This is a genomic window from Lachnoclostridium sp. Marseille-P6806, from assembly GCF_900625025.1.
In the GTDB taxonomy this organism is placed as follows: Bacteria; Bacillota; Clostridia; order Lachnospirales; family Lachnospiraceae; genus CAG-791.
Genome location: NZ_LR130585.1, coordinates 1 through 17,593 on the forward strand (window position 1 = coordinate 1; position 17,593 = coordinate 17,593).

13 protein-coding genes and 1 pseudogene are annotated in these 17,593 nt (G+C 57.9%); 13 read left to right on the plus strand and 1 reads right to left on the minus strand.

Features of this window, described 5'->3' with window-relative positions:
• The first annotated feature begins 499 nt into the window (after nucleotides 1-499).
• The 3 genes from E0E20_RS11625 to E0E20_RS11635 all read left to right on the plus strand — a co-directional run bounded on the left by E0E20_RS11625 (nucleotide 500) and on the right by E0E20_RS11635 (nucleotide 4,676).
• A complete protein-coding gene (locus E0E20_RS11625; protein WP_130838361.1) occupies nucleotides 500-2,005 on the plus strand; it encodes a radical SAM protein in 1,506 nt (501 codons plus the stop codon).
• Nucleotides 2,006-2,306: 301 nt separating this feature from the next.
• Nucleotides 2,307-3,011 carry a sulfatase/phosphatase domain-containing protein gene (locus tag E0E20_RS11630; protein ID WP_207302873.1) on the plus strand — a complete coding sequence of 235 codons (705 nt, stop codon included), beginning with the start codon at nucleotides 2,307-2,309 and terminating at the stop codon, nucleotides 3,009-3,011.
• 246 nt (nucleotides 3,012-3,257) lie between these two features.
• Complete coding sequence (locus E0E20_RS11635) at nucleotides 3,258-4,676, plus strand: family 43 glycosylhydrolase (protein ID WP_130838363.1); 1,419 nt, start codon at nucleotides 3,258-3,260, stop codon at nucleotides 4,674-4,676.
• On the opposite strand, the gene E0E20_RS11640 is transcribed toward E0E20_RS11635, so the two are convergent.
• The gene (locus E0E20_RS11640) at nucleotides 4,646-6,850 is read right to left on the minus strand and encodes a hypothetical protein (protein WP_130838364.1); all 2,205 of its coding nucleotides are present in this window, start codon (nucleotides 6,848-6,850) and stop codon (nucleotides 4,646-4,648) included. The two genes, E0E20_RS11635 and E0E20_RS11640, sit on opposite strands and share 31 nt — an antisense overlap.
• A 108-nt stretch (nucleotides 6,851-6,958) precedes the next feature.
• Between E0E20_RS11640 and E0E20_RS14650 the strand changes: the two are divergent.
• The 10 genes and pseudogenes from E0E20_RS14650 to E0E20_RS11685 all read left to right on the plus strand — a co-directional run.
• Nucleotides 6,959-7,042: pseudogene (locus tag E0E20_RS14650) on the plus strand (LacI family DNA-binding transcriptional regulator); the annotation flags it as partial.
• Between the two features lie 121 nt (nucleotides 7,043-7,163).
• The gene (locus E0E20_RS11645; RefSeq protein ID WP_242622777.1) at nucleotides 7,164-8,027 is read left to right on the plus strand and encodes a substrate-binding domain-containing protein; all 864 of its coding nucleotides are present in this window, start codon (nucleotides 7,164-7,166) and stop codon (nucleotides 8,025-8,027) included.
• Nucleotides 8,028-8,154: 127 nt separating this feature from the next.
• Nucleotides 8,155-9,066, plus strand: a complete 912-nt coding sequence (locus tag E0E20_RS11650) for an ABC transporter permease subunit (protein WP_130838365.1) — start codon at nucleotides 8,155-8,157, stop codon at nucleotides 9,064-9,066.
• A gap of 14 nt (nucleotides 9,067-9,080) precedes the next feature.
• A complete protein-coding gene (locus E0E20_RS11655; protein WP_130838366.1) occupies nucleotides 9,081-10,007 on the plus strand; it encodes a carbohydrate ABC transporter permease in 927 nt (308 codons plus the stop codon).
• Between the two features lie 117 nt (nucleotides 10,008-10,124).
• Complete coding sequence (locus E0E20_RS11660; RefSeq protein ID WP_130838367.1) at nucleotides 10,125-11,897, plus strand: sugar ABC transporter substrate-binding protein; 1,773 nt, start codon at nucleotides 10,125-10,127, stop codon at nucleotides 11,895-11,897.
• A gap of 222 nt (nucleotides 11,898-12,119) precedes the next feature.
• Entirely contained in the window at nucleotides 12,120-13,622 is a 1,503-nt protein-coding gene (locus E0E20_RS11665; protein WP_130838368.1) for an alpha-N-arabinofuranosidase, read from the plus strand.
• A gap of 176 nt (nucleotides 13,623-13,798) precedes the next feature.
• A complete protein-coding gene (locus E0E20_RS11670) occupies nucleotides 13,799-15,442 on the plus strand; it encodes a spermidine synthase (RefSeq protein ID WP_130838369.1) in 1,644 nt (547 codons plus the stop codon).
• Nucleotides 15,443-15,531: 89 nt separating this feature from the next.
• The gene (epsC, locus tag E0E20_RS11675; RefSeq protein WP_130838370.1) at nucleotides 15,532-16,512 is read left to right on the plus strand and encodes a serine O-acetyltransferase EpsC; all 981 of its coding nucleotides are present in this window, start codon (nucleotides 15,532-15,534) and stop codon (nucleotides 16,510-16,512) included.
• Between the two features lie 72 nt (nucleotides 16,513-16,584).
• Nucleotides 16,585-16,842, plus strand: coding sequence for a heavy-metal-associated domain-containing protein (locus E0E20_RS11680; protein ID WP_130838371.1), 258 nt, complete (start codon nucleotides 16,585-16,587; stop codon nucleotides 16,840-16,842).
• A 160-nt stretch (nucleotides 16,843-17,002) separates the two neighbouring features.
• Nucleotides 17,003-17,548, plus strand: a complete 546-nt coding sequence (locus tag E0E20_RS11685; protein WP_130838372.1) for a glutathione peroxidase — start codon at nucleotides 17,003-17,005, stop codon at nucleotides 17,546-17,548.
• Nucleotides 17,549-17,593 lie beyond the last annotated feature (45 nt).

Genomic DNA, 17,593 nt, shown 5'->3' on the forward strand with positions numbered 1-17,593 from the left:
AAGGTATAGTATTTCAGATATAATCATTATACTATATAGTACCATAGTACGCAATGTAAGAAAATAAATTTGACACAAAAAATAAAGTCCTGCAAGGCTTTGCGGACTTTGGGGTGTTAAAAACCCGGGCTGCCCGGATAAAGATCCCGGATCCATCATGGATGAATTTTGCAATCTTCGTCGGATCATCGAAGAAACTTTCCTGGATTTGTACCAGTTCAGGAATCCCGCTCTGGCCAAACTGTAGTATACTTTCAAGCATAGGGGGTACCTCTTTTCTGTGCCGGATTGTTGTGTGGTGCATTAATCTTAGCACAAAAGGGGGTATCCCTTTTTATATACTGTATTCCTACGAAAACTTTACACTAGCTATAATGACCGACAGTTCAACTAGTCTCACAAATTCCGCTATTTGTCCCGTGACTTTGCCGGCTTCGGCCGATACAATGCAGACATAAGATAAAGAATATTGTGTCTGCGGGCAGGGAGGAAGGAAAAAATGGCGAATATTGCAGAGAGTGTAAGTCATGCGGCGGAACGGAAAGCGGTCAGCCTGTTGATCGATCAGTTTCTGAAGCACAGGGAAACGGCGGAAGACAGGAATAAGTTCTATCTGCAGATTCTTGATTTCGCGCAGACCTTTTATGGAAAAGCGGCAAAAAAGGAGACGCTGGAGGCGATCCGTGCGGCGATTACCGATCCGGATAACCGATGGTTCCGCTTCATCAATAAGGTAATCGACGAGGCGGATCCTCATTACGCGAAGATCACCCTCCTGAATCTGGGATATGAGGCGTTTTTCCGCGGGACGAAGACGATCCGCGCGAACCGGGAAAAGTACCACTGCAATATCCCGTGGCTCATCCTGTTCGATCCCACGACAGCCTGCAACATGCACTGCGTGGGCTGCTGGTCCGGAACCTACGGGCCCAAGCACAACCTCTCCTACGAGGATATGGACAAGATTGTCACGCAGGGCAAGGAGCTCGGCACCTATCTGTATATGATGACGGGCGGTGAACCCACGGTCCGCATGAAAGACATCCTGCGCCTCGCGGAGAAGCACAATGACTGCGAGTTCGCCCTGTTCAGCAATTCCACGCTGATCACGGAGGAGCTCTGCAAAAAGCTTGTGGAGCTCGGCAATATCACGTTCCTCCTCTCGATTGAGGGAACGCCGGACACCAATGACGCCCGCCGCGGCATCGGTCATTACGACGCCGTGATGAATGCCATGGATCTGTTCCGGAAATACGGTATCATTTTCGGAACGTCGATCTGCTATACCCGGGCCAATATCGAGGCGGTCACCGACGAGAAGTTCCTGCGCTTCATCGCGTCGAAGGGGGCGCGCTACGGCTTCTACTTCCACTTTATGCCGGTGGGGAACAATGCTGTGCCGGAGCTGATGCCGACGCCGGAGCAGCGCAGGCTCATCATCGACCGGCTCCGGTATTACCGCTCAAAGGAGTGTGATCTGGAGTTCTATCCGATGGATTTCCAGAACGACGGCGAGTTTGTCGGCGGCTGCATCGCGGGCGGACGCAATTATTTCCACATCAATGCGAACGGCGATGCGGAGCCCTGTGTGTTCATTCATTTTTCCAACGCGAATATCCACAGCAGCTCGATTCTGGAAATGCTGCAAAGCCCTCTGTTCATGGCGTACCATGAGGGGCAGCCGTTCAACCGCAATCATCTGCGCCCCTGCCCGATGCTGGAAAATCCTGAGCTGCTGCGCGAAATTGTCGAAACGACGGGTGCGCAGGGCACAAACCTCGAGTCGGAGGAGTCCGTGGAGCATCTGTGCGAAAAGTGCGACGAATACTCTAAGGTGTGGGCGCCGGTCGCGGAGGAGATCTGGGCGGGCCAGACGCACAAGCATCCCTCCTATGAGAATTTCACGAAAGAAAAGAGAGAGCATCCGGAGCTGGCGGCGTTTGAACACGCCGACGGCAGCCGTTCCATCGATCTGAGCCCGGAATATGTGGAGAGCCAGTTCTGACACCGGAGGTTCGGCCCGGCCGCGCGCGGCAACGTTCATCGCGCGGCCGGGCTGTTTTTTTATTCCCGCGTAAAAGACGCTGTTGTCTTGCCATCACGCGCAATGAGATTGCCCGTTTGCTGGAGTTCACGCTGCCCACCATCAGCACCAGCATTCAGGAAATGATCAATGAGGGATTTGTGGAGAGCGGGAGCGGCCGCATCAGAAGCAGCCGCAACAAGGACTGGAACGGGAAGCGGCCGGCGAGCTGGGGCAGAATGCGATACGGGCCGTCACTTATCTCGGGATTGCACTGTCGCAGGTGGTCAACATCATCAATCCGGGTCTGGTCGTGGTGGACGCGGCTATTTTTTGCAGCGAGGAGCGCTGGCGCGAGGTCATCACCAAATTCTGGGGGTATATCACGCTGATCGACGACGCCATCGGGGACTTTCTGGATTTCCTTGAGGAAAACGGCCTGTACGGGCAGACCTTTATCGCCCTCACGGCGGATCACGGCGACGCCATGGGAGCCCACCGCATGATTGAAAAGGGCGAGTTCATGTTCGACAGCACCTATCATATCCCGCTGATTATCAGGGACCCTGCCTCCGGACGGAGCAATGTGCGCGACGAAAATCTGGTCTATCTGCATGATCTGACGCCGACGGCCTACGACGCCGCGGGCAAGGCCATCCCGGAAAGCTTTGAAAGCCGGTCACTTCTGCCCATCGTAAGGGAGGGCGCGGATAACGGGCGAAAGGGGGTACTGTGCCAGCTCGCGGGGCACTTTGTGTCCTTTGAGCAGCGCATGTGGCGGAGAAAGGATTACAAGCTCGTATTCAACGCGTCCGATCTGAGCGAGTTATACGATGTCGTCCGGGACCCCGGCGAGCTCGACAATCTGTTCTATGATCCGGACTATGTGGCGGTGAAAAAGGAAATGCTGGAGGAGATGCGGACCGAGATGGAGCGCATCGGAGATCCTCTGGAAAACTGGCTGTATCGGGTGATTGAGGAGATATAATACACGGAAATATGATCAACGAAATATGAGCAGACGCAGGGAGCATCGCCCGCTTAGACGGGTGATGCTCCTTATTGCGATCAGTCGATCCGATCGAAAAAAATAGGAAGTTTATCGTTTTACCTTGTAAAAACAAAAGAAACGCGGCATGATAAAGAGCAGAGAGGAAACGGGGGACGCCGGCGCGCCTGCGCGGATTTTGCGCCGCGTGCCTCGCAAAAAAACGCTTCGGCATTGGGGGTATTTATGAAAAACAGGAAGCAGGTTGTGAATCCGTATCTTCCGTCGTGGGAACATATCCCGGACGGCGAACCGTATGTGTTCGGGGACCGCGTCTATGTGTACGGCTCGCACGACAAATTCGGCGGCGAGCTCTACTGCATGCTGGACTATGTCTGCTGGTCGGCGCCCGCGGACGATCTGGCCGACTGGCGCTGCGAGGGCGTCATCTACCGGAAAGATCAGGACCCGGGAAACGGCGACCTGCAGGGGAATCTCTATGCCCCGGCCGTCACGGTCGGGCCGGACGGGAGATATTATCTGTATTATGTGCTCAGCAGCTGGGGCGTGGTATCGGTTGCGGTCTGCGACAGTCCGGCCGGCGCGTACCGCTTCCTCGGCTACGTCCATTATAAGGATGGAACGCGTCTGGGAGAGCGGCCCGGCGATGAGCCGCAGTTTGACCCGGCGGTGCTCACGGAGGGGGACAGAACCTATCTGTACACGGGCTTTTCGGCGGTCGGGGATACGTCGAGGCACGGCGCGATGGCGACGGTGCTCGGGCCGGATATGCTGACGGTGGAGGAGGACCCGGTGTTTGTTGCGCCGAGCGAGTCGTACAGCGAGGGGACGGGCTTTGAGGGACATGCGTTTTTTGAGGGCCCGTCGATACGGAAGAAAGGCGAGGAATATTTCTTTATCTATTCGTCGCAGCTCTATCATGAGCTGGCCTACGCCACAAGCCGCAACCCGGTCGGAGGGTTCCGCTACCGGGGCGTGCTGGTCAGCAACGGCGACCTTGGCATCGACAGCTACAAGCCCGCCGGGAAGCCGATGTGCTACTGCGCGAACAACCACGGGAGCATGGTGCGGATCGGGGACGACTGGTACATTTTCTACCACCGTCATACGAACGGCACCAATTACAGCCGGCAGGGCTGCTTTGAGAAGCTGACGGAGAGGGAGGACGGAGGCTTTGCGCAGGCGGAAATCACATCCTGCGCCGGGGCGGCGCCTCTGCGCGGCGAGGGAGAATACCCGGCCTATCTGGCCTGTCACCTCTTCTCGGAGCTGGATGTGACCTATATTCCGTGGTCAGGCTGGATGGACGACCGCTTCCAGAAGATCACGCAGGAGGAGACGGACAGCGGCGAAAGCGTCAGCTATATCGCCAACATGCGCCCGGGAACCTCCGCGGGCTTCAAGTATTTTGACTGCCGCGGCGTGAAAATGGTCGCGGTCAGCACGAGAGGCTATGCCTCCGGTGTTCTCGAGGTTCGCACGGCGTGGGACGGCGAGCCCATAGCCGGGATTCCGGTCGGCTATGCCAACGTGTGGAAAACGACGTCGGCGCCGTGCCGGATTCCCGACGGGGTGCAGGCTCTCTATTTCACATTCCGCGGAGAGGGACATCTTCAGTTCCGTTCGTTTACGCTCGTCCGGTAAATGCGGTTCCGGCGCTGCCGCTCCGGGAGGCTTTGCGCCTCGGCCTCGTCGATCTCATAGACGCCGAAGAGATCGTACAGTCCGGCGGTGGGCTCGGCCTCCACAAAGGTGCACCACGGGAGCCAGTGATAATGACTGTTCACGGTCTGCGTCCAGAAGCCGGAGGCCTCGTGGCCGAGGGCGGGCATGGCATAGCCGGTTTTTCCCCCGACATCCGTCGACTGCTTGGTGTTTTTGTGGAGAAAACGGGCAAAGTCCAGATAATGGCGGTCGCCGGTGCTCAGATAGAGGCGGTAGTAGCTGAGCGAGCACGCGGCCATGTAGCAGTCCGCGCCGCCTCCGAGGTAAATGATGCTCTGCCCGCTGATGGAATACTGATTGAACGGGTGCTTTTTCCATGGGGTCTTTACGGGGAAAGACCATACATAGGTCCAGCTTTCCGTGTAGTCGGCGGCCTTTTGGGCGGCGTCCAGCCATTTCGCATCGCCGGTCAGATCATGGAGAGCCATCATTCCCCACATGGCGTAGATGCCGGCCTCCTTGTCCTGCACGTCGGCGTTGTCGCAGGTTCCTCCCCGGTATTCCAGCGCGGGGACGGCCTGCGTCAGCGTCCATTCGCCGGCGCGCAGCGCCGCATCGCGCAGGGCTTCCTCGCCGGTCTCGAGAAAGAGCTCAATGAGGAAGCGTATGATGGCCGGCGTATTGGCCCGGGAGCTCATCCGCACGGAGCTGTCGGGATAATAGGCGCGGAAATAGCTGCCGTCCGGGTTCTGGAGCCGGACGAGACGGCGGCCGGTCTTCTCGCAGAAGCGGAGCCACGCCTCCTTTACCGTGCCGTGCTCCTTGAGGAGGCGATAGGCCCGCAGGATCGCCTCCATGCCGTCCGCGAGCATGCGGATATAGACCGGATAGGGCTCAAAGCCGGACATGGACGGGTTATAGCACAGCGGCGGCAGACCGGACTCCGTGTCGGCGGCGCGCGTCCAGAAATCGAGGATATCCGTTCCGGCCCGCAGGAAATCCTCCCGCTTCTCCAGAAGGCCGTAGCGCAGGCACAGACCGCCGATCGCCGGCTGCTGGCCGACAAAGCCGAACTGGAAAGAAACGGAATTGATATCCATATCCGGGAGCTGCGCGGCGAAAGGGAGGCCGACGGAGCCGTCCGCAAAGCGCTCCGTGTAGCGGAGAAAAATATCCATGCAGTCCCGAAAATGCTGCTCTGCGCTGACCGCAAAGAGCGGCGCGCGCATCCTGTCGTAGACGCTCCGCCAGCTTTCGCGCAGGAAGCCATAGTAGGAGCTGTGGTATTCCGGCGAGACGGCGATCGAGTACTCCTGCGCAAAGCCGGGGGTCACCGGATGGTAGAGGCGGCTGAAGCCCATGGGCCGGTTGTGAAAATCGAGCCCCGCGTAGGCGCCTGCATAGAGAAACTGTCCGTCGCTTCCCGGGTAGACGTAATCGAGAGAAAGACCTCTTTTCTGTGCGGGAGCCGGGTGTGAGACCTCGTAGCCGTAGTAGGTGTAGTTGAGCGTCCGGCCCGGCCGGCGGCTGACGCCGAGGCCGCCGATGGTCAGCAGCGGATCGGTGCTGTTTTCCGACAGATTCTGTTCCAGATTCCGCAGGGTGATATCCGGCGCCCAGCGGGAAAAGACGAGGCTTTCGCCGCTGTCCGGGTTCCGCACGCCAAAGAGCGGGAGCGCGCAGTGCGTCTCCATGAACCAGATGAAATCCATGTCCGGCGAGCTGCCGATGGCCTGCGCCGGAGCGAAGCGGTTGTGCAGATAGTAGCAGCCGGGGGCGAAGCCCTCGATGTCCTCCATGCTCTTTGCCCCGCAGAGAACGAGGCTGAACAGGGAGGCGAAGCCCTTTTCCGTGCCGGCCTCCTCCACGGCGACGCGGCGGCGGAGCCGGATGTCGGTGCCGGAGAGCAGGTAGTCGTCCCGGAAGCAGAAGCGGCTCCCGCCGGGCGTGGACAGTGAGCCCTCGCAGCGCACGCCGTCGGAAAGCGCCGAGACGCTCTCGTAGATTCCGTCGCAGAACTCATTGGAGACGGCCTGTGTTTTGAGCTGGAGGGACAGCGGGGCCGGATTGGCGTAGAGCATGCGGTCCCCGCGGAAGACGGCGATGCCGCCGTCCTCAAAGAAAAAACGATAGGAATGACAGAAAATATTCATAAGAATCCTCATTCCGAAGCACTTTGCGGCGCGCAGAACAGTTAAACGTTATATGAAATTATAAGAAATCCGGAGAGAAAAGACAATTCCGGATATGGGAGAGGCTGGATGGTCACACTCAAGGAAATTGCGGAAATATGCGGCGTTTCAGCGACGACGGTGTCCAATATCCTGAACGGAAAATGCAAAGCGAGCGAGGAGACGCGGCAGAGAGTGCTCGCCGTCGTCGGAGAGCAGGGCTATCGCCCCAATTATGTGGCGCAGGGACTGCGGCGGCAGAAGACGCACACCGTTTCCATCATCGCGGAGGACATTGCGCAGTTCACTTCGCCCCCCCATCATCGAGAGCATCATGGAATACTGCGAGGCGCAGGGCTACCGGGTGACCGTGCACAATCTCCGCCTTTATGCGAGGTGGGCGGACACATGGTACAACCAGGAGGAGGCGTATCACTCGATACTTGATCCGGTGCTGAGCGATATTCTGTCGGCGAGGGCGGACGGCGCGATCTATATTGCGGGACACGCCCGCGTCATTCACTGTTTTGACGAAAATTTCCCGATTCCGGCGGTCATGGCCTATGCACGGTCGGGCGCGGCGGGGATTCCCTCGGTCGTCATCGACGATGTGCGGAGCGCGCGCGAGGTGGTGGATTGTCTTCTGGGAATGGGGCACCGCAGAATCGGCTTTATCGGCGGACGAAAGGACAATCTTCACACGCAGCTCCGTCTTCAGGGCTACCGCGAGGCGCTCGAGGGAAAGGGGATTCCCTTTGATCCGGAGCTTGTCTATTACGGAGACTGGAGCCGGGGCTCAGGCTGTCAGGGCGCGCGGACGCTGTCGGAAAAGGGCGTCGGAGTCTTTTTCAGCATTTCGGATCAGATGGCCGGAGGCATATACGATTATGCGGACGAGGCGGGAAAGGAGATTGGAAAGGATATCTCGGTGGGCAGCTTTGACAATCAGGAAATTGCGCAGTTTTTCAGACCGGGGCTTACGACGACGGCGCTGCCGCTTACGGAAATCGGCAGGGAGTCGGCAAAAATTCTGATCGGAAGAATCGAGTGGCAGAGGCAGAAAACGGGGCCGTCGGGGGAGAGAAAGCTAGTGGAGATCCCTTGTACGATGGTGCGGCGAAGCTCCATAGCTGATGCAAGATGCACAAAAACGGGATGAAAAATTCTACTGATATCTACAAAGTTGAATGATAAAGAGCAAAAGCTGTTGACAGCGGACGGGCAAAAGGGGAAAATATTAGCATCATAGGTTAAACGTTAAACAAAAACAAAGGAGGCTTTGCTCCGTGACGAATAAAAAGAAACTGTATTCGATAAAGCTTTTCCTGCTGGTTCTGCCGTTTATCGTTCTGGTCCTGCTGTTTGCCTATTATCCGCTGTACGGCTGGATGTACGCTTTCTATGATTACAAGCCGCCGAAGACGCTGGCGAACAGCCCGTTCGTGGGATTCAAATGGTTCCTGAGTCTGGTCCAGAACGACGTCAAGATCAATCAGCTCCTGCAGGTGCTCAAAAATACCTTTGCCATGAGCGCCCTGACGCTGGGGACGAGCTGGCTGCCGATGATTTTTGCGGTGTTTCTCAATGAGATCCGCTGCCTCCCGTTCCGGAAGTTCGTGCAGACCGTGACGACGCTGCCGAACTTTGTGAGCTGGGTCATGGTGTATTCCATCGCGTTCAGCCTGTTCAACAGCACGGGCATGATGAATTCGTTCCTGCTGAAGCTGGGGCTTATCGACACGCCGATTCTGTTTCTTCAGTCCACCAGCCATGTGTGGTTCACGCAGTGGCTGTGGCTCACATGGAAGAATCTGGGCTGGGCCGCGATCATGTACATCGCGGCGATCTCGGGGATCGACGACGAGCTCTATCAGGCGGCCAAGGTGGATGGGGCGTCGCGGATGCAGCTGATCCGCTACATCACGATTCCGAGCCTCCTGCCGACGTATTTCGTTCTGCTGATGCTGAATGTCGCGAATTTCCTCAACAACGGCATGGAGCAGTATTACGTGTTCCAGAACTCGTTCAACAAGGATTTCATTCAGGTTCTGGATCTGTACGTCTACAACATGGCGATGGGGAACGGCGGCTATTCCGTTTCCGTTGCCGTCAGTATGCTTAAGAGCCTTGTGAGCGTCGTTCTGCTGGTGGCGGTCAACGGGCTGTCCAAGCTGCTGCGCGGAGAGAGCATGCTGTGAGTCGGAGGTGGCGTATGAGTCGTTTGAATGAACCGAAGAACCGGATCCGGATGAGCGCGGGCGACCGGATGGTCGGCGTGGTCTGCTATATCGTGTTTGCCGTGGCGGCGCTCCTTTGTCTGTATCCGTTCTATTATGTCGTGATCAATACCATTAGTGCGAATGATATCAGCGCCAGAGGCGACGTTCTCTTCTGGCCGCAGGAGATTCATTTTCACAACTATATTTCGGCGTTCCGTATCGACGGGCTGCTTCAGTCCTTTAAGATATCGCTCCTGCGCACGGTGATCGGAACCTCGCTCACGGTCTTTGCCTCCGCGTTTCTGGGTTTCATGTTCACGCAGGACAAGATGTGGCACAGGAAGTTCTGGTACCGTCTGATCGTTGCGACGATGTACTTCAACGCCGGCATCATTCCATGGTTTCTTGTGATGAAGAATATGCACCTGACGAACAACTTCTGGGGCTATATTCTTCCGGCGATCGTCTCGCCGTTCAATCTGATCCTGACAAAAACCTTTGTGGAATCCATTCCGAAAGAGCTGCAGGAGGCGGCGGAGATCGACGGCGCCGGAATACTGAGCGTCTTCTTTCGCATCATCGCGCCGGTCATCAAGCCGATCATGGCGACGGTGGCGATCTTCTCGGCGGTCGGCCAGTGGAATGCCTTTCAGGACACGCTGCTCCTCATGACCGATACGAAGCTGTATCCGCTGCAGTTCGTACTGTACCAGTATCTGAATCAGGCGAGCTCTCTGGCTTCTCTGGCGCAGAGCACCACAAGCACCACCTCGCTGGCGGCCGCGGCGGCGACGACGCAGACGACGACCAGCGTGCGCATGACGATCACCGTGATCGTCGTACTTCCCATCATGCTGGTGTATCCGATCTTCCAGAGATATTTTGTCAAGGGAATCATGATAGGGGCCGTCAAGGGCTGACGGGCAGTTCGCTTAGTGCAGCGGCCTCTATACTGCATTTTTCTGCGGCGGCAGGCAACGTCGCTCCGGGACAAGGCGCCCGGAGTGTCTTTCATAAAAAAGAAGGAGGATCATTTTATGAGAAAGAAACAGTTCCTATCTCTCGCGGCGGCGTCCGTGCTTGCACTGTCAGCACTGGCCGGCTGCGGAAACACGGCAGCTGCGCCGGCGCAGAATGGAGGGGCGGACACCCCGGCTGCGGCGGAAACCGGCGAGGGAGCCGCGGAGACGGCCGCCCTGCCGGAGGCGAATCATGACGAGCTCTATACCGTCGACTTTTATGATGTCGCGGCGAACTTTCAGGGGATTCAGCCGGGCTGGTACGGCAAGATCGTCAAGGACAAGTTCAACATGGAGCTCAACATCATCTCCCCGCAGGTGTCGGGCGACGGTGCGGCTCTGTATCAGACGAGAACGGCGGCGGGCGCGTTGGGTGATCTTGTGATTCTGGACAATGCGCAGATGCAGGAGTGCGTCGACGCGGGACTGATCTATGATCTCAGCGGGATTATTGAAAAGTACCCGAATCTGATGAAGTTTGACGCGCAGATCGACGCGTTCAACAAGCTCCTCGGCGACGGAACGAAGACCTATGCGATTCCGCTCGAGATGAACAACAACGGCCCCACGGCGTTCAGGGATCTCCATGTGTATTCCTATCCCAGAATGGGCTGGGATATGTATCAGGAGGCCGGCGCGCCCGATCTGAAGAACATGGATGATCTGCTTGACTGCCTTGAAAAGATTCAGAAAGCGCATCCCATGAACGAAAAGGGCGATCCCGCTTATGCGATCAGCCTGTGGCCAGACTGGGACAGCCAGTTCAGCGAGAATGTGGCGCAGATCGCAAAGTGGTACGGGCAGGAGGTCAATGGCTCGGTTCTGATCGGAACGGACAACAGCATTGTTCCGCTGACGGACGAGGCCGGTTCCTACTACCGCATGTGCAAATTCCTCTTTGATGCGAACCAGAGAGGTCTGGTCGATCCGGACTCCGCGACGCAGGACTGGAACGCGGTCGTGTCCAAGATGCAGGATAAGCGGATCTACCTGTACTGGTACAGCTGGCAGTACGGCTTCTGGAACAGCCCGGCGAGAGGGGAAGAGGGCGTCAATTATGTTGAGATTCCGGTGGCTGATACCAATCTCTTCCAGACCGGCAATACCTACTACGGCGACGGCCGCGTCATCGGCGTCGGCGCACAGGTCAGCGAGGAGAAGCTTGCCAGACTTATGGAATTCCTTGACTGGTATGCCTCTCCCGAGGGTGCGCAGATTCAACATGCAGGAACTGAGGGCCTGATTTATACCGTGGGTGATGACGGCAAGTATGTCATGACCGATGCCGGACTTGTGCGGTTCGCGGAGGAAGTGCCTGTTCCTGAGGACCAGGGCGGCGGCAACTGGAATGACGGCAACAACATGATCAACCAGTGGATCGTGGCGGGCGTCGATGTCAATCCCGATACGGGCGAGCCGTATTCCGGAGATCTCTGGGCATCCACCATCAGGAAGAACCAGACCAAGACCACAAAGGAGTGGTCTGAGAAATTCGGTGCACCGGATGATGTGCATTATCTGGCAGACAAGGGCCTGATGACGACAGTGGCCAGCATCAACATTCCGCTTGACGTCGACACCACCGACATCAGCCTGATCCGCAAGCAGTGCGGTGATCTCATCAAGGACACCTCATGGAAGATGGTTTTTGCGGCGAATGAGGAGGAGTTCAAGAGCCTTTGGGAGGATATGTGCACCAAGCTCAATGGCTTCGGCTGGGACGAACTGGTAAAATTTGATACCGAGAAGTATACGCCCGTGATCGAGGCGAGAAAAGCAGCGGCGAAGTAATTCGGAAGCGCTGTGTTCTTTGAAGAATTCGGGGAGGCCGGCAAAACCGGCCTCCTTTTTCAGGAAAAATAAAACCGCCTGCGCGGACCTTTCAGCAAACGAAAAATGCTGTCAGGTAAAGGGACGGCACGAGCCGCTTTGCGGCTCGGCACCTTGTGCGCCGGCGCAGGGTGCTTTGCGTCGCGTGCCTCGCTGGGAAACGCTTCGGCATGGGGGAACAGTATGAAACTATATATCAATGAGAATCACAGACAGGGACATATCCGGCCGGAGATATACGGGCATTTCTCCGAGCATCTGGGGAGATGTATTTATGAGGGCATCTTCGTGGGAGAGGATTCAGAGATTCCGAACGTGAACGGCATGCGCCGGGATGTGGTGGAGGCGCTGCGGGAGATATGGATTCCGGTGCTGCGCTGGCCGGGCGGCTGCTTTGCGGATGAGTACCACTGGCGGGACGGCATCGGCCCGAAAGAGAGCCGCAAGCGGATGATCAACACGCACTGGGGCGGCGTCGTCGAGGACAACAGCTTCGGCACGCATGAATTTTTTGAGCTGTGCCGGCAGCTCGGCTGCAAGAGCTACGTGAACGGCAATGTCGGCTCGGGCACCGTGCAGGAGATGAGCGAGTGGGTCGAGTATATGAGCTTCGACGGCGTATCGCCGATGGCGGAGCTGCGCCGGAAAAACGGGCAGGATGCCGCGTGGTGCGTCGATTATTTCGGCGTCGGCAATGAGAACTGGGGCTGTGGCGGCAATATGACGGCGGCGCAGTATGCGCAGGAATATCGGCGCTATCAGACCTATGTTCGCAATTACGACAGGAACGCGCCGATTTTCAAGATCTGCGGCGGAGCGAATGCGGATGATTACGAGTGGACGCGGACGGTGATGGAGGAGTGCTTCCGGAGCCCGGCGCCGGAGGAGGCGCACGGCTATATGGACGGCTATTCGGTTCATTACTATGTCGGCGTTGAGAAAGGGGAGCACAAGGGGAGCGCGACGGAGTTCGACGAGAACGTCTGGTATGAGACGATGAAGCGCGCGTTCGGGATGGAGGAGCTGATTTCACGCCACGGCGCGATTATGGATCAGTACGATCCGGAGCGCCGCGTCGGCATGATGGTAGACGAGTGGGGCTGCTGGCATGATGTGGAGCCGGGCACCAATCCGGGCTTCCTGTATCAGCAGAATACCATGCGGGACGCGGTGGTCGCGGGCCTTACGCTGAACATCTTCAACCGGCGCTGCGACAGAGTCCGGATGGCCTGCATCGCACAGGCGGTCAATGTGCTGCAGTCTGTTCTCCTGACGGACGGGCCGAGGATGGTGAAGACGCCCACATGGTACGTCTTCCATATGTATCGCTTTCATCAGGACGCGGATCTGGTGTACAGCTGGCTCTCCGGAGCAGAGGAGACGGGCCTCGGGGAAAACCGCGTGCCGGGCATTGTGGAGTCCGTATCGGCGGACGCGCAGGGTATCATTACGGCGACGCTCAGCAATCTGTCCCTTGACAGGGATGAGGAGCTGGAAATCGTGCTCACGGAGAAGCGTCCGCAGTCGGTGCAGATCACGCGGCTTTCGGGAGCGATGAATGCGTACAACAGCTTTGAGGAGCCGGAGAAGCTGAAAGAAGAGGAGATCCGGGAATATGAGCTGACGGAGCGGGGAGTGAGACTGACGATTCCCGCGTGCAGCGTCACCACGGTGCGGATCGCGTAGAAAGCCGAAGAACACAGCGGGGAGGGACGCGCGGCCCTGCTTTGCCCTGTCTGCGGAGGAGGACCTCGGCGAGGAGCTCCGCGGGGGCGAAATCATTATGGAGGCGGAGGACGGCGGCCTGTGATACAATAAAGCGGCAGAGCATTTGTGGCCTGCATGAAAGGAAGACGACCGCTATGACAGAGCCGGGAGGAAACAGGCTGCTTCGCAGCAGGAGCTATCTCTATATCACGGAATTTTTTGCCGGAATGGGAGTGATGGCGGTGGAGCTGGGTGCGAGCCGTCTGATGGCGCCGTATTTTTCCTCCTCGCAGATCGTGTGGACGATCATCATTTCGACGATCATGATTGCGATGGCGCTCGGCAATCTCTACGGAGGCAGGGCCGCGGACCGGGACGGGAACCCGGACCGGCTCTACCTCCGTATTCTCATTGCCGCCGTGTGGATCGCGGCGATCCCCGTGCTCGGAAAATATGTGATCCTCGCCGTCTCCGCGGCGCTGATCTTCACCGTGTCTGAAAACCTGCTGATCGTCGCGGCCTTTGCGGCCTGTATGCTGATCTTCGTGTTTCCCTGCTTTCTGCTGGGGACGGTCACGCCCTCGCTCGTGCGCTTCGCCGTGAACCGCCTCGACAACAGCGGCAGCACGGTCGGCCGGCTGAACGCGTTCAATACCGTCGGCAGCATACTGGGAACCTTTCTTCCGACCTTCGTCACGATTCCGGCTGTCGGGACGGCGGTCAGCTTTCTCATTTTCTCGGGGATTCTTCTTGCTCTCGCCCTGATTTACTTTGCGGCGGGACGCACGAGGCGGAAGAGCTGCGCGGCGGCGGTGCTCCTGTTTCTTTTCTGCACGGCGGCCGGAAATGACGGCAGCTTTGCGTTTTGGGAAAAGGGACTCGCCTATGAGGGCGAGTCGATCTACAACTATCTTCAGGTAAAGGAGGATGAGCATACGACGGTGCTCTCCACCAATGTGCTCTTCGGCGTGCAGTCGATCCTGCGAAAGGACGCGGCACTGACCGGCATGTATTACGACTACGCGATGGCGGCGCCGATCATGGCAGGGCTCCGGCAGGCAGAGGCACCGCGGACGGTGACGGGAAAAGAGACGGACAGGCTCACGCTCCTCGTGCTCGGCATGGGGACCGGAACCTACGCGCGGCAGTGCTCCCGCTATTTTGAGGATATGGAGATCACGGGCGTCGAGATCGACCGGAAGATCACGGAGCTCGCCCGGACATATTTTGATCTGGAGGAAGCGATCCCCGTCGTGACCTACGACGGGAGAGCGTACCTGCAGGCCGACCGGGGGCGATACGACGTGATCATGGTGGACGCCTATCAGGACATCACCATCCCGTTTCAGATGTCCTCGCTGGAGTTCTTCCGCATCGTGGAGGAGCACCTGAACCCCGGGGGCGTCATGATCGTCAACATGAACCTGCGATCCGGCTCGGAGGGTTCGATTAATCAGTACCTCGCGGATACGATCGCAGCTGTTTTCCCGTATGTGTATACGGCGGATGTGCCGGGCAACACGAACCGCGAGCTCTTTGCCTCGCGCGAGGTGTTCGACCGGGATGCGTTCGAGGCGTATCTTGCGGCGCGGGGCCCGGGAGCGCTGCGGGAGGTTATGACGGCGGCGGCCGCGGGGCTCGTGCCCTATGAAAAGGGAGACTATCTTCTCACGGACGACCGGGCGCCGGTCGAGCTTCTCGGCATGCGGGCGATCGATGAAATCATCCGCGAGGAGGTGGAGATATACAGAAAACGCTTTGAGGAGCAGGGGTTTTCGGGAGTTCTGGACGCCCTGTGAGAATCCTGCGGGAGCCACGGCGACGCCGCCTGTGTTTGCGCCCGGGCGGAAAGCGTCTTATCATCAGAGGAGAACGGGGGCCTTGAATTATGGGAAGACTGGAAATGGAAATGCAGAGCGTCGTCAGCGACATCCTGCGGGACTATGACAATGGAAGAACAATCGACAGCCTGAATCCGCTGCTGGAGCCGAATAAGGAGATTATTACGGGGATGCTGGAGCAGCTCTTTCACATCGTATATCCCGGATACTTCAAGGACGGAACCTACCGCTACTATAATATTCAGAACATGCTCGCCGCGTCGATGGAGGACATCGCTTTTCATCTGAACCGGCAGATCGGCATCGCGCTCCGCGCCGAATGCGGGGGACGCAATCAGGGCTGCCGGGAGTCGGAGTGCACGATGGCGGAGAGTATCGACGCCCGCGCCGAGTGCATGACCATCCAGTTTTTCCGCCGCATCCCGGAGGTCCGGGCGATGCTCTCAACGGATCTGGAGGCCTTTTATGACGGCGATCCGGCGGCGGAGAATGTGGATGAGATCATTCTGGCCTATCCCGGCTTCTATGCGATCACCGTGTACCGTCTGGCGCATGTCCTGTACCTCCTCGGCGTTCCGCTGATTCCGCGCATCATGTCGGAGCATGCGCACAGCCGCACCGGCATCGACATCAACCCCGGGGCGAGCATAGGGCGCTACTTTTTCATTGATCACGGCACCGGCATCGTGATCGGCGAGACGACCTCGATCGGCGAGCATGTAAAGATCTATCAGGGCGTCACGCTCGGCGCGCTCTCGACCCGCGGCGGCCGCCAGCTCCAGAACAAAAAGAGACACCCCACCATTGAGGACAACGTCACGATCTATTCCGGCGCGTCGATACTGGGCGGCGATACGGTCATCGGCCATGACTGCGTGATCGGAGGAAACGTATTCATCACCGGTTCGGTGGAGCCGGACACTCGGGTCAGCGTCAGAAGTCAGGAGCTTCGCTTCGACAGGGAGCGGAATACGGTTGAGGCGGTGGAGTCGGCGGTGATGGACGCGAGCTGGTGTCAGGAGCTCTGAGCCCGCGGCGGCGGAGCGGAAACGAGGCCCGCAAAGAGGCCCGGAGGAAGAAAGACGAAAGGAGGACAAACGATGTACAGAACGACAGTGAAGATCGACGGAATGGCTTGCCCGATGTGCGAGGCGCATATCGCGGAGGCGATCCGCAGGGGGATTCCCGCGGCATCCGGGGTCTCTGCCTCCTTTAAGAAGAAAGAGGCCGTTTTTCTCAGCGAGGAGCAGCCGGAGGAGGAGACGGTCCGGGGCGTGGTGGACGCGACCGGTTACCGCTATCTTTCCTCAGAGAGCGTGCCGTATGTGAAAAAAGGGCTGTTTGGCTTCCTGCACTGAGACGGGTGCCGCCGGCATTCGGCCGGATCGGACGCCGCGCGAAAGAATGTGAAAAATAATTTTGATTTAAGGCTTGACAGGGCAAATATATTGTGTAAAATATAGTTGTAAACGATATTAGTAGGGGATTTCACAAGGTGCTTCGGCATGGAGGATTGTTATGGCAGGCTTTTATGATTATTCCGTATCGGACAGCAAGGGCGGCGAGGTCTCTCTGGAGCGGTACCGCGGCAAGGTGGTCATGGTGGTGAACACCGCGACGGGCTGCGGCTTCACCCCGCAGTACAAGGACATCGAGGAGATGTACGAGCGTTTTCACGAGCAGGGCTTCGAGGTGCTCGATATCCCCTGCAATCAGTTTGCAGGGCAGACGCCCGGAACGGATGAGGAGATCCACGAGTTCTGCACGCTGAAATATCACACGCAGTTCCCGCAGATGAAAAAGAGCGATGTGAACGGCGAGACGGCGCTTCCTCTGTACGGCTTTCTCAAGAGCCGGCAGGGCTTTCAGGGCTTCGGCAAGGGCGCGCAGGCTCTCATGATGAGCGCCATGCTCAACAAGATCGACAAGGATTACAGGAACAATCCGGAGATCAAATGGAACTTCACGAAGTTCATTATCGACCGGGACGGGAACGTCGCGGCGCGCTTTGAGCCGACGGCGGACATGGCGGAGGTTTCGGCCTTTGTGGAGAAGCTCCTGTAAGGGAGCCGGAGCCGCCGGAGCCACGGCGGAGAAAGGGAGACGGAT

What these genes read in the sequence shown, in the direction of transcription:
- E0E20_RS11635 (WP_130838363.1), top strand. Translation starts at nt 3,258, where the DNA reads ATGAAAAACAGGAAGCAGGTTGTGAATCCGTATCTTCCGTCGTGGGAA.
- E0E20_RS11680 (WP_130838371.1), top strand. Translation starts at nt 16,585, where the DNA reads ATGTACAGAACGACAGTGAAGATCGACGGAATGGCTTGCCCGATGTGC.
- E0E20_RS11665 (WP_130838368.1), top strand. Translation starts at nt 12,120, where the DNA reads ATGAAACTATATATCAATGAGAATCACAGACAGGGACATATCCGGCCG.
- E0E20_RS11640 (WP_130838364.1), bottom strand. Translation starts at nt 6,850, where the DNA reads ATGAATATTTTCTGTCATTCCTATCGTTTTTTCTTTGAGGACGGCGGC.
- E0E20_RS11625 (WP_130838361.1), top strand. Translation starts at nt 500, where the DNA reads ATGGCGAATATTGCAGAGAGTGTAAGTCATGCGGCGGAACGGAAAGCG.
- E0E20_RS11655 (WP_130838366.1), top strand. Translation starts at nt 9,081, where the DNA reads ATGAGTCGTTTGAATGAACCGAAGAACCGGATCCGGATGAGCGCGGGC.
- E0E20_RS11670 (WP_130838369.1), top strand. Translation starts at nt 13,799, where the DNA reads ATGACAGAGCCGGGAGGAAACAGGCTGCTTCGCAGCAGGAGCTATCTC.
- E0E20_RS11660 (WP_130838367.1), top strand. Translation starts at nt 10,125, where the DNA reads ATGAGAAAGAAACAGTTCCTATCTCTCGCGGCGGCGTCCGTGCTTGCA.
- epsC (WP_130838370.1), top strand. Translation starts at nt 15,532, where the DNA reads ATGGGAAGACTGGAAATGGAAATGCAGAGCGTCGTCAGCGACATCCTG.
- E0E20_RS11685 (WP_130838372.1), top strand. Translation starts at nt 17,003, where the DNA reads ATGGCAGGCTTTTATGATTATTCCGTATCGGACAGCAAGGGCGGCGAG.